The sequence below is a fragment of the Allomuricauda sp. F6463D genome, from assembly GCF_023015965.1.
In the GTDB taxonomy this organism is placed as follows: Bacteria; Bacteroidota; Bacteroidia; order Flavobacteriales; family Flavobacteriaceae; genus Flagellimonas.
This window is the reverse complement of record NZ_JALKAN010000001.1, coordinates 1,348,789-1,367,072: the sequence shown is the minus strand read 5'-3', so window position 1 is coordinate 1,367,072 and position 18,284 is coordinate 1,348,789. Positions and strand designations below refer to the sequence as shown.

The window sequence follows — 18,284 nt, the reverse complement described above, 5'->3', positions numbered from 1 at the left end:
GGCCAATAAAAAAGCCGCACTGAAAAGTACGGCTTTTTTATATTATATATCCTGTCCTGTAATAAGTTGATCTACAAACGGGCTCAAAAGGCCTATGGCATCCAAGGTAGAAGCACTGTTCTGGTTTGGCCCTGAAAACATGGTGCATTAGATTGGAAGAATCCTAAACGCCATTAAATGCCAAAACCAAAAGAAATACCTGCCCAAAAAATCAAATGCTTGGAGAGAGAGCTGTCCGATGAAAAATTGAGGAACAAAATTCTCAGCACCAAAATTGACATTTCTGATAAACAGTATGGTGCCGCTATTAGAAAAGAGCATTTGTCCAATCAATCCAGCACATCCGACAAGAACAGCGATTAAGTTTGTCTCGTTGTTGTCGATAGTTTGGGATAAGTAGGCAAGCTGTCTACCGAGCAAACAAACGTAACATAGAAAGAGAACAAGAGTTTGTAAAAGTAAGGGACTTGGTCGAAGGTGTTCGTAAGGATATGCCAAGGCTCGGTACACGAAAGTTGTATTACCTGTTAAAGGACGAATTCGCAAAGCACAATTTAAAAATAGGAAGAGATGCCATGTTTGGATATTTACGCTCGGAATCGATGCTGATAAGGCCAAGAAAGAATTACACCAAAACTACAAACTCCAAGCATTGGCTTAGAAAATATCCTAATCTGATGAAAGAAATCAAAGTTTCCAAACCGGAGGAGTTCTTCGTCAGTGATATTACATACATCAAAAGCAGGGAGCGGACACATTACCTATCCTTGGTAACCGATGCCTATAGTAGAAAAATAATGGGGTACCATCTTAATGATGATATGAGTGCCGAGAATGTGGTAAAGGCAGTAAAAATGGCGAACAACAATAGATTGACGAACAAACATCTAATTCACCATTCCGATAGGGGATTGCAATACTGCTCGGCCATATATCAAAAGGAACTACAGCTAAGTAATATGACCCCTCCAATGACAGATGGGTATGATTGTTACCAAAATGCATTGGCAGAACGAATGAACGGCATATTGAAAGGGGAGTTCCTAATCTGTAAATGTAACAGTGGCAAAGAGTTAAAAAAAACTCATAGCAGAATCAATAAGAACATATAACAACTAAAGACCACACTTGAGTGTAAAATATAAAACACCTAACGTTATACACAACAAAAAACCAGAGAAGCTAGCTTCTCTGGTTTAATATTAATTATTTAAAAACTGTCAACCTATTTTAGGACGACTCAGCCTTATGTTTTCGATAAAACACAGAGCTAGGTTATTAAGGTTTTCTTATCATTTCCCTAGTAGATAGTATTTAAAGATAAGGTCTTGGATACCATTTATAGCCGAATAATCAGGGTTTATTTATTCTGCACTGAAATCTGTAATTTAGAACAAAGCTCCATATTTACTTTTTTTATAAAAGGGAGTGATTCAAAATTGAAAAGATGATAAGATGACAAAAAATAAGAGTGGTTTGGTTAAGTTTCTTTTATGAGTTTTCACCTCTTTTTTTTACACCCGTCGAGCCCGTTTTAGATGGGTATAACTCATAAATATACTCAGGATTCAATTGAGGTTCTTTCCTGTGCGAGACAAAAACAATAGCAGTGTCGCTTTCATTGGCAATTTTATTCACTAAGGCAACAAATAGCGTGGCGCTTGCATCATCTAGGCCAGCTGTAGGTTCATCCAAAATTAGTAGCGGTGGGTGTTTAACCATGGCCCTGGCCATCATTACCAGCCTTTGATCTCCAGGTGTGAGATCACAGAAGTAATCATCTTTTCTTTTATTAAAATTTAGGAGGTCGAGCCATTTTTTGGCTAATTGCTTTTGGTTGTCCGTTGGTAATACATAAAGGCCAATCGAATCGTGCAACCCGGAGATGATCATATTTTCAAGACTGTGATATCCAGTAAATTTGTTGGTAATTGATGGTGTAAAATAGCCGATTCTCTGTTTTAGGTCCCAAACACTCTCACCACTTCCTTTTTTCTTACCAAAAATGGTCAGATTTTGACCATAACCTTTATGACTGTCGCCGGTAATCATGGATAACAGTGTTGATTTTCCACTGCCATTAGGCCCTAATAGCTGCCAAAACTCTCCTTTCTTAATGGTCCAATCTATTTGGTCTAAAACCGGACGACCACTAAAGTTTACGGATACTTTGTTGAACCTTACCAATTCAATGTTCTCGATTTTAATTGGCGATATAGGAGCTGGGATTTCACCATTAAAGTTTATGGGTTCAGTTTTATTCTCATTCCAAAAATCACCTTTCGAATTGTATTGGTGAAGCGTATTCCCATCCAATTTAAAAAAATCTGTAGCGATAGGTAAAATATCACCCAATCGACTTACTATTTGAACTACAATTGTTTGGGAGGCAATATCCAAAATTTGTTCCTTAAGTTTGGTCTGTGCGGCAACATCCAAATTATCAAAAGGATTTACTAAAACCATAAAGTCTGGGTTCTGTTGTAGTAAATGGTTAAGCAGTGCTTTTTTTTGCTCTCCGCTACTCATGGTTTTTAAGAGCTGCTCACTTTCCTTGGTCAAAACTTTGATGTCGTGTCGATCCTCCTCGTCCAAGTATCGATTGATTTCTGACCGTGAAAATAAAAGTCCTTTTAACCCGTGTAGTTTAGCGAATCCATTAATTGGTTTATTATTGAGCAAGCTGTTAACCAATGGTTTGGTGTTGGAATTGTTCAAGGTTAGGATGACGTAGCTCTTAGGTAGCTTCATGAGGTAAATGGTATTGACCCAAAAATACAATTATCCTTGGTTTGCCCTAAAAATATGCACTGGATTATCCTTATAAATTGTCGTCTTGTCCAAGAACATTTCATTTTTCACTGCGACTTTTTGGGAAGGTATATTGTCCACGTGAATTATGGAGATCAACGAGCTGGAAAAATTATTGTCAAAAGCGAATTTCTTGCATTTTTGCGCAGCTTCAAATGCGAAGCCTTGTAACCAAAATTTTGGTAGCACGGAGTATCCAATTTCCAATTCTTGAATGTCATCCACCGTTTGGACCAGTAGACCACAAATTCCGATTAATTCTCCCGATTGTTTGGAAATCAAAGCGTTCATCCCTCCTAAATTATTTTCATACCTTTCAAAAACACGGTCGAACTGAATGCGACATGCTTTAACAGGGTCTGTAGGTAGCCCTTTCCAGTATTGTATGGATTTAGGGTCGTGGTAGAAGGGCAACCAGTCTTCAAAATCCGATGCTTCCAGCTTTCGAAAAATTAATCGCTCCGAAGTCTGATGTTGCAATAAATATTTTGACATCTAATTGCGTGTAAAGGAAATGCTGTCACCTACTTGCAGACCAAATTGGTCCGAAAGCTCTGCATTGATTTCCAAGACATATTTAGCAGGAGCATTAGAGGGTAGGCCACTTTCATTGTATGGCTGGGCGTTTTTTTGAAAACTAACAATTTTCTGCCCTTCGTCAATATAGATAATATCCAAAGGAAACTCTGTGTTCTTCATATAAAATGACCGGTTGCTCACATTGGGGAATATAAAGAGCATCCCCCTATTTTGTTTCATGGATGGGCGGTACATGAGCCCTGTTTGGGTCTCATACTCCGTTTCTGCTATCTCTATTTCAAAATTGGCCTTTATGGAATCCGTTTCTTCGCTTAGGATAACGAGCTCACCTTCTTTGCTAAAAGATATAGATTCTGTTTTAATGGCATTTTTTGATTCCGTTTTGCAGGATGCCAAAATAACTATGAAACCTAAAAACGTTATTCTTATAAATTGTACCATACTGTTAGAGTTCTACGGGTGCAGGTTTAACCATAAAATAGACGCCGATAAGTATCATGGGAATACTGAGCCATTGTCCGGTAGAGAGCATGCCCAATGTATCTTCGAATCCGCCTTGACTTTTTTTGTAAAACTCGGCAAAGAATCGAACCACAAACAATAGCACCATAAAAAGTCCAAAAAGAAAACCAGGTTTATTTTTCCAATCAGTTTTCCAATACAAAAGGTATAGCGCAATGAATACGAAAATATAACAAATGGCTTCGTACAATTGTGCAGGATGCCGGTACGGGATGGATTGTAAGGCCTCAGAAAATTCTGGATTATGCTGGATGGCCTTATAGGCTGCATTTGGAGTTTGCTCCTTTGTTAGTGCCATGGCTTGGTAAGCGGGCATATCATCGGAATCTCGGATAAATCTTGTTGCTAAAAAATACGATTTATCAACTACTTTACCGTTAATCTCGGAATTGAAAAAATTGCCAAACCTTACGAACGCGGCTCCAATTGCCGAAGGCACTACCAACCTGTCAAGTAGCCAAAGCATTTTAATGTCTTTCCATTTTCTACAGTACAGCCAAATTCCAATAATGGCGGCAATGGTGGCTCCATGACTGGCCAATCCAGTAAAACCGGTAAACTCGTATCCGTTTATTAAGCCAAAAAGTGAGCTGTTGGCTCTTTCGCGAATTGGTAATAGAATTTCCACCAAATGATCTTTGTAGTAGTCCCAATCGTAGAAAAATACATGTCCCAAACGTGCTCCCAACATAATGGAGACCACAGTGTAAATGAAAAGTGAATCCAGCTTCTCCATGGATTTCTTTTCGTTGAGGAAGATTTTTTTCATGATGAACCAGCCAAGTACAAAGGCAGCGATCCATAAAAGGTTGTAATATTTTATCTGTAAAAAACCCAATTTAAAAAGGGTTCCTTCGGGGTTCCAATCAAATCCTAGGAAATACATTTAAATAAATTTTGGGACTAATATAACTACTTTGAACGGTTGCACGGTGTTAATTAAACTGCATTTTTTTAAGGAACTGGGTCATAACCGCTTCCGCCCCATGGATTACAACTTACGATACGTTTCATGGCCAGCCATCCTCCTTTGAACAGACCATGCTTTTTTAAGGCTTCCAAGGTATATTGGGAACAGGTAGGGGAATAGCGACATGTAGAGGGTAGCATTGGAGAAATAAATAGTTGGTAGAACCGTACCAACAGCACAAATGGCGCTATTAAAATCTTCTTCATGTAATCTTAAGGTGATAAGCAGGTACAAGGTAATAAAAAGCCCCGACTTTGTCGGGGCATGTTTTAAACTTCTTCAGCAGATTGCACAGGTTTTAAGAATTTCCGTTCATCTTCTGTGTATAGTCGAGACTTGATGACAAAACGAAGTCCCAATGGAATTTCCAGACTGAAACTGGAGCCGCGGCCCGTGGTAATGTCAACCGTAAGCTGTGTGTGCTTCCAGTATTCGAACTGGTCTTTGCTCATAAAGAAATCACAACCATGTATGGTGCCCAATTTTACGTCGTTTTCGTTGAGCATCAATTCTCCTTTTGGAAAGCACATGGGCGAAGAGCCATCACAACAACCGCCGCTTTGATGAAACATTAGCTCACCATGTCGCTCCTTAAGTTGGTCGATAATCTTTATGGCGCGGTCCGAAACCAACACGCGTTTTATCAACTTTTCCATCCTAGAAAAAGCCCAATTTATTCTTATCGTAAGAAATCAGCATATTTTTGGTCTGGGTGTAGTGGCTGAGCATCATTTTGTGATTCTCTCTACCGATACCCGACTTTTTGTACCCTCCAAAAGGTGCGTGTGCCGGATAATTATGGTAACAATTCACCCAAACACGACCTGCTTCTATCTTTCTAGATATTTTATAGGCTTGATGCATATCGCGAGTCCAAACGCCAGCACCCAATCCATATAGGGTATCGTTGGCAATTTCCAGAGCTTCTTCTTCATCCTTGAACGTGGTGACACAGACAACCGGGCCAAAAATTTCTTCTTGGAACACACGCATTTTATTGTTTCCTTTTAAAATTGTTGGTTGGATGTAATACCCACCCTCGAGTCCTTCGTTGTACGCAGCTTCGCCTCCTGCAAGTATTTCACATCCTTCTTCTTTACCAATTTGGATATAGTTAAGGATTTTCTCGTATTGATCATTGGATGCTTGTGCTCCCATCATAGTATTTGGATCTAGAGGGTGTCCAAGTTTAATGGCTTTGGTACGTTCTACTACACGTTCTATAAATGCATCAAAAATACTTTCCTGCACCAATATTCGTGATGGACAGGTGCATACCTCACCTTGATTTAAGGCGAACATTACGGCTCCTTCCAAACATTTGTCGAAAAACTCATCATCTGCATCCATTATGCTTTCAAAGAAAACGTTGGGGGATTTACCACCCAATTCCAAGGTTACAGGAATAACATTTTTGGAAGCGTATTGCATGATCAATTGTCCAGTGGTGGTTTCTCCCGTAAAAGCAATTTTATTGATTCTTGGACTGGAAGCTAGAGGTTTTCCTGCTTCAAGACCAAAACCATTTACGATGTTGAGTACGCCTTCGGGAAGAATGTCCTCGATTAATTCCATTAAGATCAAAATTCCAACAGGTGTTTGTTCTGCAGGTTTAAGTACCACACAGTTACCGGCTGCCAATGCGGGTGCCAATTTCCAGGCTGCCATTAAAATAGGGAAGTTCCAAGGTATAATTTGGCCCACAACGCCAAGTGGTTCCATAATGTTCATGGAAACAGTGTTGGAATCCAATTCGCTAACGGAGCCCTCTTCTGCTCTTATTACTCCTGCAAAATATTTAAAATGGTCTACGGCCAAGGGCATATCGGCAGCTCGTGTCTCGCGGAGAGCTTTACCGTTGTCCCATGTTTCGGCGCGGGCCAAAACCTCAAGGTTTTGCTCCATAACATCGGCAATCTTTAATAATAGATTACTACGGTAAGTAGCGGACGAGTTATTCCATTGAGGGGCTGCTGCCCATGCGGCATCGATTGCTTTATCGATATCTTCGGAGGTTGATCGTGCAATTTTGGTAAAGGCATTACCATCTACTGGAGAAACATTGTCAAAATACTCTCCTTTTGTCGGTGGGGTCCATTTTCCACCTATGTAATTTTCATACTGGTCTTTGAACTTAGGTTTTTCCAAAACGCTACGTTCGGTAGTTTGTACATTGCTCATAATACTTGTTGTTAAAAATTAATTCTTATGTGTTTTGCACTTTGCTCAAGTGACTGATTCTAAAAGTATTGGTTTTGAACCCCGTACATCTGACGTATACTGTTAATGACATGACCAATTCTCTTTGTTATTGTATTTTTAACAAAATGTGGCAATGTATTTTCTATATTTATTAAGTATTTGTATATTATATTAAGGAGTAAGTATTTTTTATGCGGCTACCAGAACAATTTTTTAAGGAAAGAAAACTTGAGCATTTGGTCGAGAACCAAACTTCTTATACGTTGAACAATGCCTCAATGCATGTTTTTGAAACCCACTTACAAGCAGAGAAAGTATTATTGCAGTTTGACCAACCTGTATTGGCCTCAATGTTGATTGGAAAAAAAACAATGCACTTACGGGATAAGAAGTCTTTTGATTTTTTGCCTGGCGAGTCATTAATACTACCTTCTAATGAGGTGATGTGTATTGATTTTCCCGAAGCGAACGAGGAGAACCCAACACGTTGTTTGGCCATGGCCATTTCAGATGAAAAAATTAATAATGTAATTAATCTGATGAATGAAGTGATGCCCAAGCATGATGGTACGGAGTGGGCACTCATGGATTATAATTATCATTTTACCAACGATGCCAGTATTTATGGGATCATTCAACGCTTATTATACTTGTTTGCTGAAAACCATTCCTCCAAGGATTTTTTTGTGGATAATATGCTGCAAGAGCTTATTATACGGATCTTACAAGGAAATTCACGAGAAACCTATGTGCAAAAAGCATCAAAGCTAAGTCCGAACAATAGGTTGGCTTATGTGATTGAATACATTCGACAGCACTTGCACGAGCCACTATCTGTAAGTGAGTTGAGCAATCGGGCTTGTATGAGCGAATCGCATTTTCACAAGACCTTTAAGAATGAGTTTGGAGTTACGCCCATTGATTATATTAACAGTGAGCGTATAAAAATGGCAATAGACTTATTGAAAGATCCTAACCGGAAAATCAAGGAAATCTATTTGGAATGTGGTTTTGAGAACCGTTCTTATTTTAACCGTTTGTTCAAGCGAAAATTTGATGTTTCACCAGGGGAATACCAATCAAAATTTATAAAGCACCACTAATTTACACTAAATGTGGTTCCCTCTTTACCATCTTTTAATTGAATGCCCAAGACAATAAGTTGGTCTCTAATCTTGTCGGAAGTGGCAAAATCCTTGTTGGCGCGCGCTTCGTTTCTAATATCGATCAATAATTCCACAACACCGCCAAGGGTATTGGAATCGTCTTTCGTCAACGATTGATTTTCTATACCAAGAACATCGAATATAAAGGCATTTAGCGTACTGGTCAATACATCCTTGTCTTCTTGGGTTATGGTTTCTTTGTTCTCTTTTATGAGGTTGATATGTTTTACGCCTTCGAATAATTGAGCAATTAGAATCGGCGTATTAAAATCGTCGTTCATGGCATCATAGCACTTCTGTTTCCATGCCTGTACATTAAAATCAGATGTTTCGCCAGTTTTTAGCGTATCAATGTTATCCAATGCATCCATTAAGCGATTGTATCCTTTTTCCGATGCTTGTAAAGCTTCATCACTAAGGTCCAAAATGCTGGTATAGTGGGCCTGCATCATAAAAAACCGAACCACAGAAGGTGTATAAGGTTTACTCAAAATATGGTTATCGCCACTAAAAATTTCAGCAGGATAAATATTATTGTCCGTGGATTTAGACATTTTTCTACCATTCAATGTCAGCATATTGGCATGCATCCAATAATTTACAGGTGATTTTCCAGTGCTGGCCTCTGCTTGGGCTATTTCACATTCATGGTGAGGAAATTTAAGGTCCATTCCGCCTCCATGAATATCGAAGGTCTCTCCTAAATATTTGGTGCTCATGGCGGTACACTCTAGGTGCCATCCTGGAAAACCATCTCCCCATGGGGATGGCCACCTCATTATATGTTGGGGCTCCGCTTTTTTCCAAAGGGCAAAATCCTGAGGGTTCTTTTTTTCACTCTGAGCAGTGAGCTCGCGGGTGTTGGTGATCATATCCTCCAACTTTCTTCCACTCAATTTGCCGTAGTCGTGATTTTCGTTGAATTTGACAACATCAAAATATACCGAACCGTTTGCTACATAGGCCAATCCTTTTTCCAGAATTTCCTTAATAATTTCTATTTGTTCTATAATGTGACCGGTAGCTGTTGGCTCAATACTTGGCGGCAATAAATTGAATTGCTGTAGAGTATTATGGAAATCTACAGTGTAGCGCTGTACCACTTCCATGGGTTCGATTTGCTCTAATTTGGCCTTTTTGGCTATTTTGTCTTCCCCTTCGTCTGCATCGTTTTCCAAGTGTCCTGCATCGGTAATGTTTCTAACATAGCGAACCTTGAAGCCTAAATGCTTGAAGTAACGAAAAATCATGTCAAAGGACATAAAGGTACGGCAGTTGCCCAAATGGACATTGCTGTAAACTGTTGGGCCACAGACGTACATGCCCACATGCCCTTCATTTATGGGCTTGAAAATTTCTTTTTTTCCGGTAAGCGAATTATGGATTCGTAAGGATTGGTCTTTATAAAGCTGCATTTAAACGATTGGTGTTTAAAATTCTGTTTCCAGGTTGATGTAGTCCAAAAATTCCCTACGTGTGGCTTCATCTTTAAATTTCCCACCGTATTCCGCAGTTACTGTACTACTCTCAATATCTCTTATCCCTCTGGAATTTACACAAAGGTGTTTTGCGTCTATCACACAAGCAACATCTTCCGTTCCCAAAACTTTTTGAAGTTCTTTTACGATTTGGATGTTCAAACGTTCCTGGACCTGTGGTCGCTTTGCGTAATAATCAACAACACGGTTCATTTTGGAAAGACCTACCACTGTTCCGTTGGAAATATAGGCAATATGTGCTCTGCCAACAATCGGCAATAAATGGTGTTCACAAGTAGAGTAGACCACAATGTTCTTCTCCACCAGCATTTCTCCATACTTGTACTTATTGTCAAAAGTTGATGATTTCGGTTTTTTGTCAGGGTGCAGTCCACCAAAAATTTCCTGCACAAACATTTTGGCTACACGTTTGGGTGTACCTTTTAAACTGTCATCATCCAAATCCAGACCGAGGGTAAGCAAAATCTCCCTTACATTGTTTTGTATTCGTTCGATTTTTTCATCATCGCTCAATACAAAAGCATCTTCCCGCATCGGGGTGTCCGTTGAGGTACCAACATGGTCGTCTCCTCTTTCTTCATATTGTTCTTCCAATGCTTGCTCTAGTTTCATAGCTAACGCTTAAGGAGAGCAAAGATATACATTAATGACCGATTTAACATCTGGTATAGGGGGTTTGACAACATAAATTATTGTTAAGGCAAATGCCATGGTATTTTTATAACGCCCAAACCAATAGTCTTTTATGATCAATACCTTTATAAAGACCTTACTAATTCTACTATTTTGGCAAGGTGCCCTCGGGCAGGTTGCCCAAGATTGTATCAATACGATTCCTATTTGTAGTAATACCCCAATAAATGGAGGGACCAATGGGTTTGGTGTTGACGACTTTAATGGAGCATCATCTAGTGGATGTTTGGAACAGACCACCACAGGTGCCATAGAATCAAATTCCGCTTGGTATCGATTCAGAACGGCTGAATCTGGTCAATTAGGGTTTAATATTGGTCATAACAGTAATGAAGATTGGGATTTTGCGCTTTATAGAGCTACTGACTGCAGTAACTTGGGAGACCCTATACGATGTAACTTTTTTGATAATAGTGAAAGTGTCAGTTTTATTGGGGTAGGGGAAGACCCTACTGGCAATGATGATTCTGTACATTTCGAAGATTGGCTTCAAGTGGAAGCGGGCGAAGATTATTACCTCTTCATCAATAATTTCAGCAATGTTAATTCCGGGTTTTCCATTCAATTTACAGGAGATATATGGGTAGATTATCCAAATACTGCTTTGGATTGTTCCATTGTAAGTAATTTGTTGGGGCCACCAATTGCAGCTTGTGAGGGCGAAAATGTGGTTTTGGATGCTGCAATGTCCGGAGCAATGGGGTATGCGTGGTACGTGGATACGGGAATTGGTTTTCAGTTGATTTCTGGAGCCAATGGCGCTACATACAATGTTCAGAATTCTGGACAGTATCGTGTTGTGGTAAATACAGCTAGTGAAAGTATTGTTAGTGATGTGCAGGTCGGTTTTAACGAAGTTCCAATTACAGGAGCATTGTTCGAGGAAACACTTTGCTATGAAACGGATATGATTTTTGATTTGAACAGTAAAACAGCAGAGGCATTAGGGGGGATGAGCCCAAATGAATTTGTGGTCAGCTACCATAGTTCGCAGACCGATGCCAATTTAGGGTTAAATCCTATTGAGAAACAGTATGTGATGTCCGTAGGTTCCCAAACAATTTTTGTAAGGACTGCTTCAATGGCAAACCCCGATTGTTTTGATGCATCCCAAAGTTTTACATTGAATGCTATTGAAACACCAGTGCTGAATTTTGAGGAAGAAGCTGTGATCTGCGAAGCAATTGGAAATTTGGAAATTGGGGAAACCCAACCAAACCCTAACTATGATTATCAATGGAGTACGGGTGAACAAACGCCATCCATTATAGTTTCGGAAGCAGGAGAATACACGCTGACCGTGAGTAACGAATCCAATGGAGTTGTTTGCGAGACCATTCGCACGGTAGCTGTTGCCATATCCAACTTACCGGTAATTGCCAGTATCGATATTGAAGATATGAGTGTGAACAACACCGTTACCATTAATACGGAAACCAGTGGTGAATATGAATTTAGCATTGATGGAGGTGATTTTCAGCAAAGCAATGTTTTTCAGGGAGTTGCTCCGGGGGTACACTCAGTTAATATGCGTGATCCATTTGGTTGTGGTGAGGTTGAGGAGGAGATAGTCGTGGTCGGGTTTTTGTCCATATTTTCGCCCAACGGAGATGTGTTGAACGAAACTTGGCAGATTGAAGGATTATCAACCTTAAATTCTCCAGTGGTGACCATTTACGACCGTTATGGCAAACTAATAAAGCAAATGACAGAATTTGACCCAGGATGGGATGGAAACTTTAAAGGGAAACCCTTGCCATCTACGGATTATTGGTTCAAACTATCTTATGTGGATGATAGCGGCAATAGGACCTATGCCAAATACTTGCAGAGTCATTTTTCTTTAAGACGATAAGGTAGATAATGGTTGTTTATCGATTAACAGCAAATTAATCGGATAAAAACATACTAAAACCATAAATTAGGGAGTTATACAGGTTATAAATAGAATAACCTTTAGCCCCAAAATTCTATGAGAGCTCTATTAAGCGCTATCTGTTGTTTCTTTCTATTCCAATTTGTAAGCGCGCAAAATTCTCCAGATTGTAGAACAGCGATTCCTGTTTGTGCAGATGCGCCCATTATGGGAACCACCGATGGCGGTGGTGATATCGATGATTTTGATCCTGAAGTAATTACCCAGACCGGATGTTTGGAAAAGGGTAGTGTGAGTTCTGCAAATATAGAGAACAATACAGCTTGGTTTGTATTTAGGGCTGGTACCGATGGCCAAATTGGTTTTGATATTGAGGCCTTGCCCGTAAATCCAGGCAACCCGGTTACGGCTGAATGGGATTTTGCATTATATGGCCCTTTTGATGAAACCTCCAATGAAAATTTTTGCACCATTATTGGCGATGGAAGCGCACAACCCATTCGTTGTAATTATGAATATAACGAGACTAATTTAACTGGAATTGGTGTAAACCCAATCGATGGTAGGGAAGGAGCTCCTTTCGTTAAAGGAAGCCAAAACACATATGATGAATGGCTGAATGTAACGGCTGGCGAGATTTACTACCTGTACATCAACAACTACAACACCAATTTTGATGAAGAACCAGAGTCTTTTGAGTTGACTTTTACAGGTGCTTCCGTAGATGAAGATCAGGATAGTGCACTAGACTGTGATTTTAGAGATGAATTTCTAGGGTTTGATATTTATGCTTGTGAGGGAGATCCGGACATTATCTTATCTGCTTTAAACTCTCCTGCAGGTGCTAGTATAACGTCTGTAGAATGGAGTGTAGATTATGATGATGATGGAACTATAGATGCTATTTTGGCTGGGACAGGTTCTTTTGGTGCCGAGTTGATAGTTCCGAGTCCTAATTCCGGAAGATATTATGTTGACATTGAATGGCCTTTTGGTGACCCCATTACCGATGATATTTTAATTACATTTTATGGAACTCCAGAGTTGGATGAGGTTCGCGTGATAGATGATCTCGTAAATAGCGACCAAACAGACCCTTACAATATAGAAATAGTTCCCGTTGGTGATGGAAACTATGAATATGCCATTAACGATGGGGAATTTCAGGATGACCCTATTTTTTACGATGTGCCACCAGGGGTGAACACGGTGGTTATCAACGATCAAAATGGTTGCGGTACTACAGAACCCATTGAGTTTTTGGTAGTGGGTTATCCTAAGTTTTTTACCCCTAATAGTGATGGTTTCCATGATAATTGGAATGTATATGGGGTGGAAGAGTTGGTTAATCCCGTAGTATATATTTTTGACCGATATGGCAAACTTTTAAAACAAATAGATGTTAACGTCGGATGGGACGGTACTTTCAATGGAAGAGATATGCCTTCTTCCGACTACTGGTTCCGGTTAGATTATAATCGTGATGATGAGGGTGTTTTAGTGGCTACATCAGTAAGGAGGCACTTTTCACTGGTTAGATAAAAAAAGGCCGGAATCTTTTCCAGCCTTAATCTTATGCTATATTACCCAATTTAGAATTTTAAGGTATATCCCAATGCTATATTTGTATTGATTCTGTTAATGAAAGCGGCATTGTCGATTCCTCCATCAAAAAAATAAGTGTTTACATCTTGTTCCGACCTGCTATATGATAAATCCAATCTGTTAGCGCCAAAATTATATCCAATACCTGCTGAGTACCCATTAAGATCACCAACAAAATTACTGTTTTCATAAGGGCTTTCTTCAAATCGGTAGCCAGCTCTAAGACTTACTTCTTCAATTCTATATTCACCACCCAAACGATAAGAGTTTACGGCGCCCAAAGTACTTGCGATATAGTTGTTTTCTGCGCTAAAACTAGGGTCGGAAGTAGGTCTAAGCTCAGCTTTGGACATATCTTGATACGAATAATCCAAACTTATAAGTCCGTCCTGTCCGAATACAAGAGCTACACTACCGGTATATTTTTCAGGTGTTTTAATCTTGTATTCATCATAAAGGTTTACAACATTAAAGTTGATAAAGTCTATATCCGATACTGCTAAATTGGAATTGATACGCTGTGAAGTGTCATCTGTCAATGTATACCATGTTGGTGATTGATAGCTACCACCCACTCTAATGGATTGGTTCAATTTTGCAATAGCTCCCAAGCTAAAAGAAAAGCCATGACCTTCGGTATGTAAAAAGTTGTCAAAAGATATATATTGAATAGGAGAGCCAGCATCGTAACCATCTTCATCCAAATAGGAGATCCTATCATAAAATATATTGTGGAAATTTACGGAGGCACCTAAATAAAGGTTGTCTTCATACTGACTGGCAAAATTCAAAGTAAATTTACTATTGAAGCCCGAAGTATTTTGAATGTATCGTTGGTTGACACTCCCATATTGGGCATTTGAAAAATAGGAAGTGTTTTGGTCGTCGTCATCGACAGGTTCTATTATGCCACTTTGGAACCCTAGAAAAGCCTGTTGGGCCGAGTAACCGAGATTGGCACCAATGTCCAAATAAGCATCTTCAATATATTCGCCTTGTTGTGTACGTAATGGGCCTAAGGGCTCTCCTTGCGCAAAATTGAGAAAATAATTGTCTATACCTACGGATGAATTGCCCGATGCCACAAATTCATTGTCAAAATTTTGCGCCAGATCATAATTAAATGCCAATGTGATTTTTTTCCAAGGGCTATCATTAGAAGAATTGAAAACAAACACTCCGCCTACTTGATTAAAATCCAATGAATTGGAAGTGCTGGTACTAAGGGTGTTACCATAAAGTGCATCATTGCTCGTGTGATAATTGGAACCGGTAATTCCAATTTCACTAAAATTAAAGACAGCCGAACCTGCTGGGTTGATGTTTAGCGCAGATAAATCGCCGCCCAATGCTCCAAATGCGCCCCCCATGGCCTGGTATCTTGCAGTGCCCTGAATGTTCTCCGTGCTATAGCGCAATACATCATCAATGGTCTGTGCGCTTGCAAAGGTGCATGCCAATATCATTATGAAAGTTGAGATTCTTTTCATTTTTTACGTTTAAAATTAATCAAAACAATTTAAGGGAATTAAGGTCTGCCGCCACTTCTTCCGGAAGAACGCGATGTTCCTGATGATCTGGAAGAGGAAGATCCTGAAGACCTGCTTACACCTGAACTTCTTGAGCTGCTACTCCCTGAGCCTCTATAACTACCACTTGATCTACTGCTTCGTGAAGACCCACTGCTACGGTAGCTTCTGGAACTGGAACTGTTCGAAGAACGGCTATAGTTTCTACTGGGTGTAGTGCTTCTTGATTGATAGCTTCTAGAAGTGTTGCCCGAATTCCTGTAACTTCTGGATGAAGGCGAAGTACTTCTATTATAACTACTGCTACTTCTGGTGGAAGGCGATGTTCCATAGGAGCGATAGGTGCCCGAGCTTCTATTGTAACTGGTAGAAGTTCTGGTGCTTCTACTTGTTCTATAGTTTTGGTTTCTGGCAGCCGCATCGGCACTCACTGACCTTCTTGCGGTAGAGGTATTGCTATAACTTCTTGAGCTTCTGCTCACCAAATTATTGTTTCTGGCCGTAATGGCATTTGAGCGTCCACTATTATTTCTAATGCTGCTTGAGTAAGCTCTTGTCCTAGATGATAGAGTGGTTCCGGGTATACGGGAATATCCTCTACGTCCTGATGTGTAGGCGTAATTTCTACCATAGTATCCTCTGTTATAATATGGTCGATTCCAATAGTGGCCATAATAGCCGCCCCAGCCCCAATTGTTGTATGGATGTCCCCAGTTGTAGTAACCGGCCCAGCCCCATCGATTATATCTCCAAGGGTTGTTCCATCCCCAACCCCAGTTGTAATATGGGTTGTTCCATCCCCAACCCATCGCAAAATAAGGGTCGTTCCAGCCATAATAACCGCCCCAGCCCCAACTGTTGTCATAAACGTTTATGGAAATGCTTGATGGGTTGTCTCCCCATCCTGGGCTTCCGTTATAATTGTTGTTATATGCGTAGTAATCGGTTTGTTCGCCATAAGGAATGGTGTCGTTAGCTGCTTGGCTAGAGTAGTTGTCAATATCTGTAAAAACTTCACTATCCAAAATCTCATTGTATTCATTTGCTTTTTCACCAAAATAATCTCCGTAGATGTTATTTTCCTGTTGTTCGATTCTTACAGCTTCAGCATTTCGCTTTTCAACTCCAACAACACGGTTATTGTTGGAATATATACCATCATCGTAATAAGAAGCTTGTTGATAAGAACCGCAAGAAGCCATAAAGAGAGCGCTAATCATCAATATGGAAGGGATTATCAACTTATTATGGAGTAAAGACTTTAACATGGTGCAATTTTTATTGTTGAACATACTAAAAATAATTAGTTTTACCCAATCATTTTTATGACTTATAGCACAAGTTTTGTGCCAAACTACAATAGATGGGTAAAAATTTAACGAGCAGAGCAGAGGATTATTCCAAATGGTATAACGAACTAGTTGTAAAGTCAGATTTGGCTGAAAACTCAGGGGTTAGGGGGTGCATGGTAATTAAGCCCTATGGATATGCTATATGGGAAAAAATGCAAGGGCAATTGGACAAGATGTTCAAAGAGACAGGTCATGAAAATGCTTATTTTCCTTTGTTTATACCTAAATCATACTTGAGCAAAGAAGCAAGTCATGTAGAAGGTTTTGCCAAAGAGTGTGCCGTTGTAACCCATTATCGTTTAAAGAATGCTGAAGATGGTAGTGGTATTGTAGTGGATGAGGATGCTAAATTGGAAGAAGAACTTATTGTTCGCCCAACATCAGAAACCATTATTTGGGATACGTACCGAAGATGGATTCAATCTTACAGGGATTTACCCTTAAAGGTTAACCAATGGGCCAATGTGGTGCGCTGGGAGATGAGAACGCGTCTGTTCCTTAGAACTGCCGAATTTTTATGGCAAGAGGGGCATACGGCCCATGCAACTCGGGAAGAAGCTGTAGAGGAGGCTGAATTGATGATGAATGTATACGCAGAATTTGCGGAAAAATATATGGGTGTTCCCGTGATCAAAGGGACTAAAACGGAGAGCGAACGTTTTGCCGGAGCTGAAGAAACCTATTGTATCGAGGCTTTGATGCAAGATGGAAAAGCATTACAGGCAGGTACATCCCACTTCTTAGGCCAGAATTTTGCAAAGGCGTTTGATGTTAAATTTGCTAATAAGGAAGGTAAACAAGAATACGTTTGGGCCACATCGTGGGGCGTTTCAACTAGATTAATGGGGGCATTGGTAATGACCCATAGTGATGATAAAGGTTTGGTGCTTCCGCCTAAGTTGGCACCCATTCAAGTTGTGATTGTCCCTATTTATAAGGGATTAGATCAATTGGATGCCATTTCTGATAAAGTGGACCCATTGGTGAAGGCTTTACGGGACAAAGGGATTACAGTTAAATACGACACCCGGGACACTCACAAGCCTGGTTTCAAATTCAATGAGTATGAATTAAAAGGTGTTCCAGTACGTTTGGCTGTAGGGCAACGCGATTTGGCGAACGGAACATTTGAAGTGGCGCGTAGGGATACGTTGACCAAGGAAATTGTAAAAGCCGAAGATGTTGTGGATAAGGTGGTATCGCTAATGGATGAAATTCAGGAAAATATCTTTAAAAAAGCGTTGGACTACAGAGAAGGACATATTACCGAAGTGGAATCTTATAGCGAGTTTAAGAGCGTTATTGAAGAAAAGGGAGGTTTTGTTTCCGCTCATTGGGATGGAACAACAGAGACGGAGGATAGGATAAAAGATGAAACCAAGGCCACAATTCGCTGTATTCCATTGAATAATACAAAAGAAGAAGGTAGGTGTATTCTAACAGGAAAACCGTCCGTTCAAAGGGTGTTGTTTGCAAAGGCCTACTAAGCTAGGTGCAAAAAATAAAAATTACAGTTGCA

15 protein-coding genes and 1 pseudogene are annotated in these 18,284 nt (G+C 39.9%); 5 read left to right on the top strand and 11 right to left on the bottom strand.

Annotated elements, in window-relative coordinates:
• Window positions 1–15: 15 nt before the first annotated feature.
• Window positions 16–1,200: pseudogene (locus tag MWU56_RS16665) on the top strand (IS3 family transposase); the annotation flags it as partial.
• A gap of 291 nt (window positions 1,201–1,491) precedes the next feature.
• On the opposite strand, the gene MWU56_RS06020 reads toward MWU56_RS16665, so the two are convergent.
• The 7 genes from MWU56_RS06020 to MWU56_RS05990 form a co-directional block, all read right to left on the bottom strand.
• On the bottom strand, window positions 1,492–2,751 hold the full coding sequence (locus tag MWU56_RS06020) for an ATP-binding cassette domain-containing protein (protein ID WP_247042992.1): 1,260 nt from the start codon (window positions 2,749–2,751) through the stop codon (window positions 1,492–1,494).
• A gap of 30 nt (window positions 2,752–2,781) precedes the next feature.
• Window positions 2,782–3,306, bottom strand: coding sequence for a GNAT family N-acetyltransferase (locus MWU56_RS06015; RefSeq protein WP_247042990.1), 525 nt, complete (start codon window positions 3,304–3,306; stop codon window positions 2,782–2,784).
• On the bottom strand, window positions 3,307–3,792 hold the full coding sequence (locus tag MWU56_RS06010; protein WP_247042988.1) for a DUF192 domain-containing protein: 486 nt from the start codon (window positions 3,790–3,792) through the stop codon (window positions 3,307–3,309).
• Between the two features lie 4 nt (window positions 3,793–3,796).
• Window positions 3,797–4,759 carry a prolipoprotein diacylglyceryl transferase gene (gene lgt, locus MWU56_RS06005; RefSeq protein WP_247042987.1) on the bottom strand — a complete coding sequence of 321 codons (963 nt, stop codon included), beginning with the start codon at window positions 4,757–4,759 and terminating at the stop codon, window positions 3,797–3,799.
• 68 nt (window positions 4,760–4,827) lie between these two features.
• Window positions 4,828–5,049 (bottom strand): membrane protein insertion efficiency factor YidD, encoded by a 222-nt coding sequence (yidD, locus tag MWU56_RS06000; RefSeq protein ID WP_247042985.1) that lies wholly within the window; start codon window positions 5,047–5,049, stop codon window positions 4,828–4,830.
• A gap of 63 nt (window positions 5,050–5,112) precedes the next feature.
• Complete coding sequence (locus tag MWU56_RS05995; RefSeq protein ID WP_247042983.1) at window positions 5,113–5,499, bottom strand: DUF779 domain-containing protein; 387 nt, start codon at window positions 5,497–5,499, stop codon at window positions 5,113–5,115.
• A 1-nt stretch (window position 5,500) separates the two neighbouring features.
• The gene (locus MWU56_RS05990; protein WP_247042981.1) at window positions 5,501–7,024 is read right to left on the bottom strand and encodes an aldehyde dehydrogenase family protein; all 1,524 of its coding nucleotides are present in this window, start codon (window positions 7,022–7,024) and stop codon (window positions 5,501–5,503) included.
• A gap of 212 nt (window positions 7,025–7,236) precedes the next feature.
• Here MWU56_RS05990 and MWU56_RS05985 point away from each other — a divergent pair, with 212 nt between their 5' ends.
• A complete protein-coding gene (locus MWU56_RS05985) occupies window positions 7,237–8,148 on the top strand; it encodes an AraC family transcriptional regulator (RefSeq protein WP_247042979.1) in 912 nt (303 codons plus the stop codon).
• Here the strand turns inward: MWU56_RS05985 and cysS are convergent.
• A complete protein-coding gene (cysS, locus tag MWU56_RS05980; protein WP_247042978.1) occupies window positions 8,145–9,626 on the bottom strand; it encodes a cysteine--tRNA ligase in 1,482 nt (493 codons plus the stop codon). The genes MWU56_RS05985 and cysS overlap by 4 nt on opposite strands.
• 15 nt (window positions 9,627–9,641) lie before the next feature.
• Entirely contained in the window at window positions 9,642–10,322 is a 681-nt protein-coding gene (gene folE, locus MWU56_RS05975; RefSeq protein WP_247042977.1) for a GTP cyclohydrolase I FolE, read from the bottom strand.
• 133 nt (window positions 10,323–10,455) lie between these two features.
• On the opposite strand from folE, the gene MWU56_RS05970 reads away from it, so the two are divergent.
• Both MWU56_RS05970 and MWU56_RS05965 read left to right on the top strand, forming a co-directional pair.
• Window positions 10,456–12,258, top strand: coding sequence for a T9SS type B sorting domain-containing protein (locus MWU56_RS05970; protein ID WP_247042976.1), 1,803 nt, complete (start codon window positions 10,456–10,458; stop codon window positions 12,256–12,258).
• Window positions 12,259–12,375: 117 nt separating this feature from the next.
• A complete protein-coding gene (locus MWU56_RS05965; RefSeq protein WP_247042975.1) occupies window positions 12,376–13,821 on the top strand; it encodes a T9SS type B sorting domain-containing protein in 1,446 nt (481 codons plus the stop codon).
• Between the two features lie 50 nt (window positions 13,822–13,871).
• Here MWU56_RS05965 and MWU56_RS05960 read toward each other — a convergent pair whose 3' ends face one another.
• Window positions 13,872–15,374 (bottom strand): OmpP1/FadL family transporter, encoded by a 1,503-nt coding sequence (locus MWU56_RS05960; protein ID WP_247042974.1) that lies wholly within the window; start codon window positions 15,372–15,374, stop codon window positions 13,872–13,874.
• Between the two features lie 38 nt (window positions 15,375–15,412).
• Entirely contained in the window at window positions 15,413–16,681 is a 1,269-nt protein-coding gene (locus tag MWU56_RS05955) for a hypothetical protein (protein ID WP_247042973.1), read from the bottom strand.
• A gap of 95 nt (window positions 16,682–16,776) precedes the next feature.
• Between MWU56_RS05955 and proS the strand changes: the two genes are divergently transcribed.
• Window positions 16,777–18,252, top strand: a complete 1,476-nt coding sequence (gene proS / locus MWU56_RS05950; RefSeq protein WP_247042971.1) for a proline--tRNA ligase — start codon at window positions 16,777–16,779, stop codon at window positions 18,250–18,252.
• The last annotated feature ends 32 nt before the right edge of the window (window positions 18,253–18,284 follow it).

Bases quoted from the DNA above. Each gene is read 5' to 3' on its own strand.
- MWU56_RS06020 (WP_247042992.1), bottom strand. From the start codon at position 2,751: ATGAAGCTACCTAAGAGCTACGTCATCCTAACCTTGAACAATTCCAAC.
- MWU56_RS06015 (WP_247042990.1), bottom strand. From the start codon at position 3,306: ATGTCAAAATATTTATTGCAACATCAGACTTCGGAGCGATTAATTTTT.
- MWU56_RS06010 (WP_247042988.1), bottom strand. From the start codon at position 3,792: ATGGTACAATTTATAAGAATAACGTTTTTAGGTTTCATAGTTATTTTG.
- lgt (WP_247042987.1), bottom strand. From the start codon at position 4,759: ATGTATTTCCTAGGATTTGATTGGAACCCCGAAGGAACCCTTTTTAAA.
- yidD (WP_247042985.1), bottom strand. From the start codon at position 5,049: ATGAAGAAGATTTTAATAGCGCCATTTGTGCTGTTGGTACGGTTCTAC.
- MWU56_RS05995 (WP_247042983.1), bottom strand. From the start codon at position 5,499: ATGGAAAAGTTGATAAAACGCGTGTTGGTTTCGGACCGCGCCATAAAG.
- MWU56_RS05990 (WP_247042981.1), bottom strand. From the start codon at position 7,024: ATGAGCAATGTACAAACTACCGAACGTAGCGTTTTGGAAAAACCTAAG.
- MWU56_RS05985 (WP_247042979.1), top strand. From the start codon at position 7,237: ATGCGGCTACCAGAACAATTTTTTAAGGAAAGAAAACTTGAGCATTTG.
- cysS (WP_247042978.1), bottom strand. From the start codon at position 9,626: ATGCAGCTTTATAAAGACCAATCCTTACGAATCCATAATTCGCTTACC.
- folE (WP_247042977.1), bottom strand. From the start codon at position 10,322: ATGAAACTAGAGCAAGCATTGGAAGAACAATATGAAGAAAGAGGAGAC.
- MWU56_RS05970 (WP_247042976.1), top strand. From the start codon at position 10,456: ATGATCAATACCTTTATAAAGACCTTACTAATTCTACTATTTTGGCAA.
- MWU56_RS05965 (WP_247042975.1), top strand. From the start codon at position 12,376: ATGAGAGCTCTATTAAGCGCTATCTGTTGTTTCTTTCTATTCCAATTT.
- MWU56_RS05960 (WP_247042974.1), bottom strand. From the start codon at position 15,374: ATGAAAAGAATCTCAACTTTCATAATGATATTGGCATGCACCTTTGCA.
- MWU56_RS05955 (WP_247042973.1), bottom strand. From the start codon at position 16,681: ATGTTAAAGTCTTTACTCCATAATAAGTTGATAATCCCTTCCATATTG.
- proS (WP_247042971.1), top strand. From the start codon at position 16,777: ATGGGTAAAAATTTAACGAGCAGAGCAGAGGATTATTCCAAATGGTAT.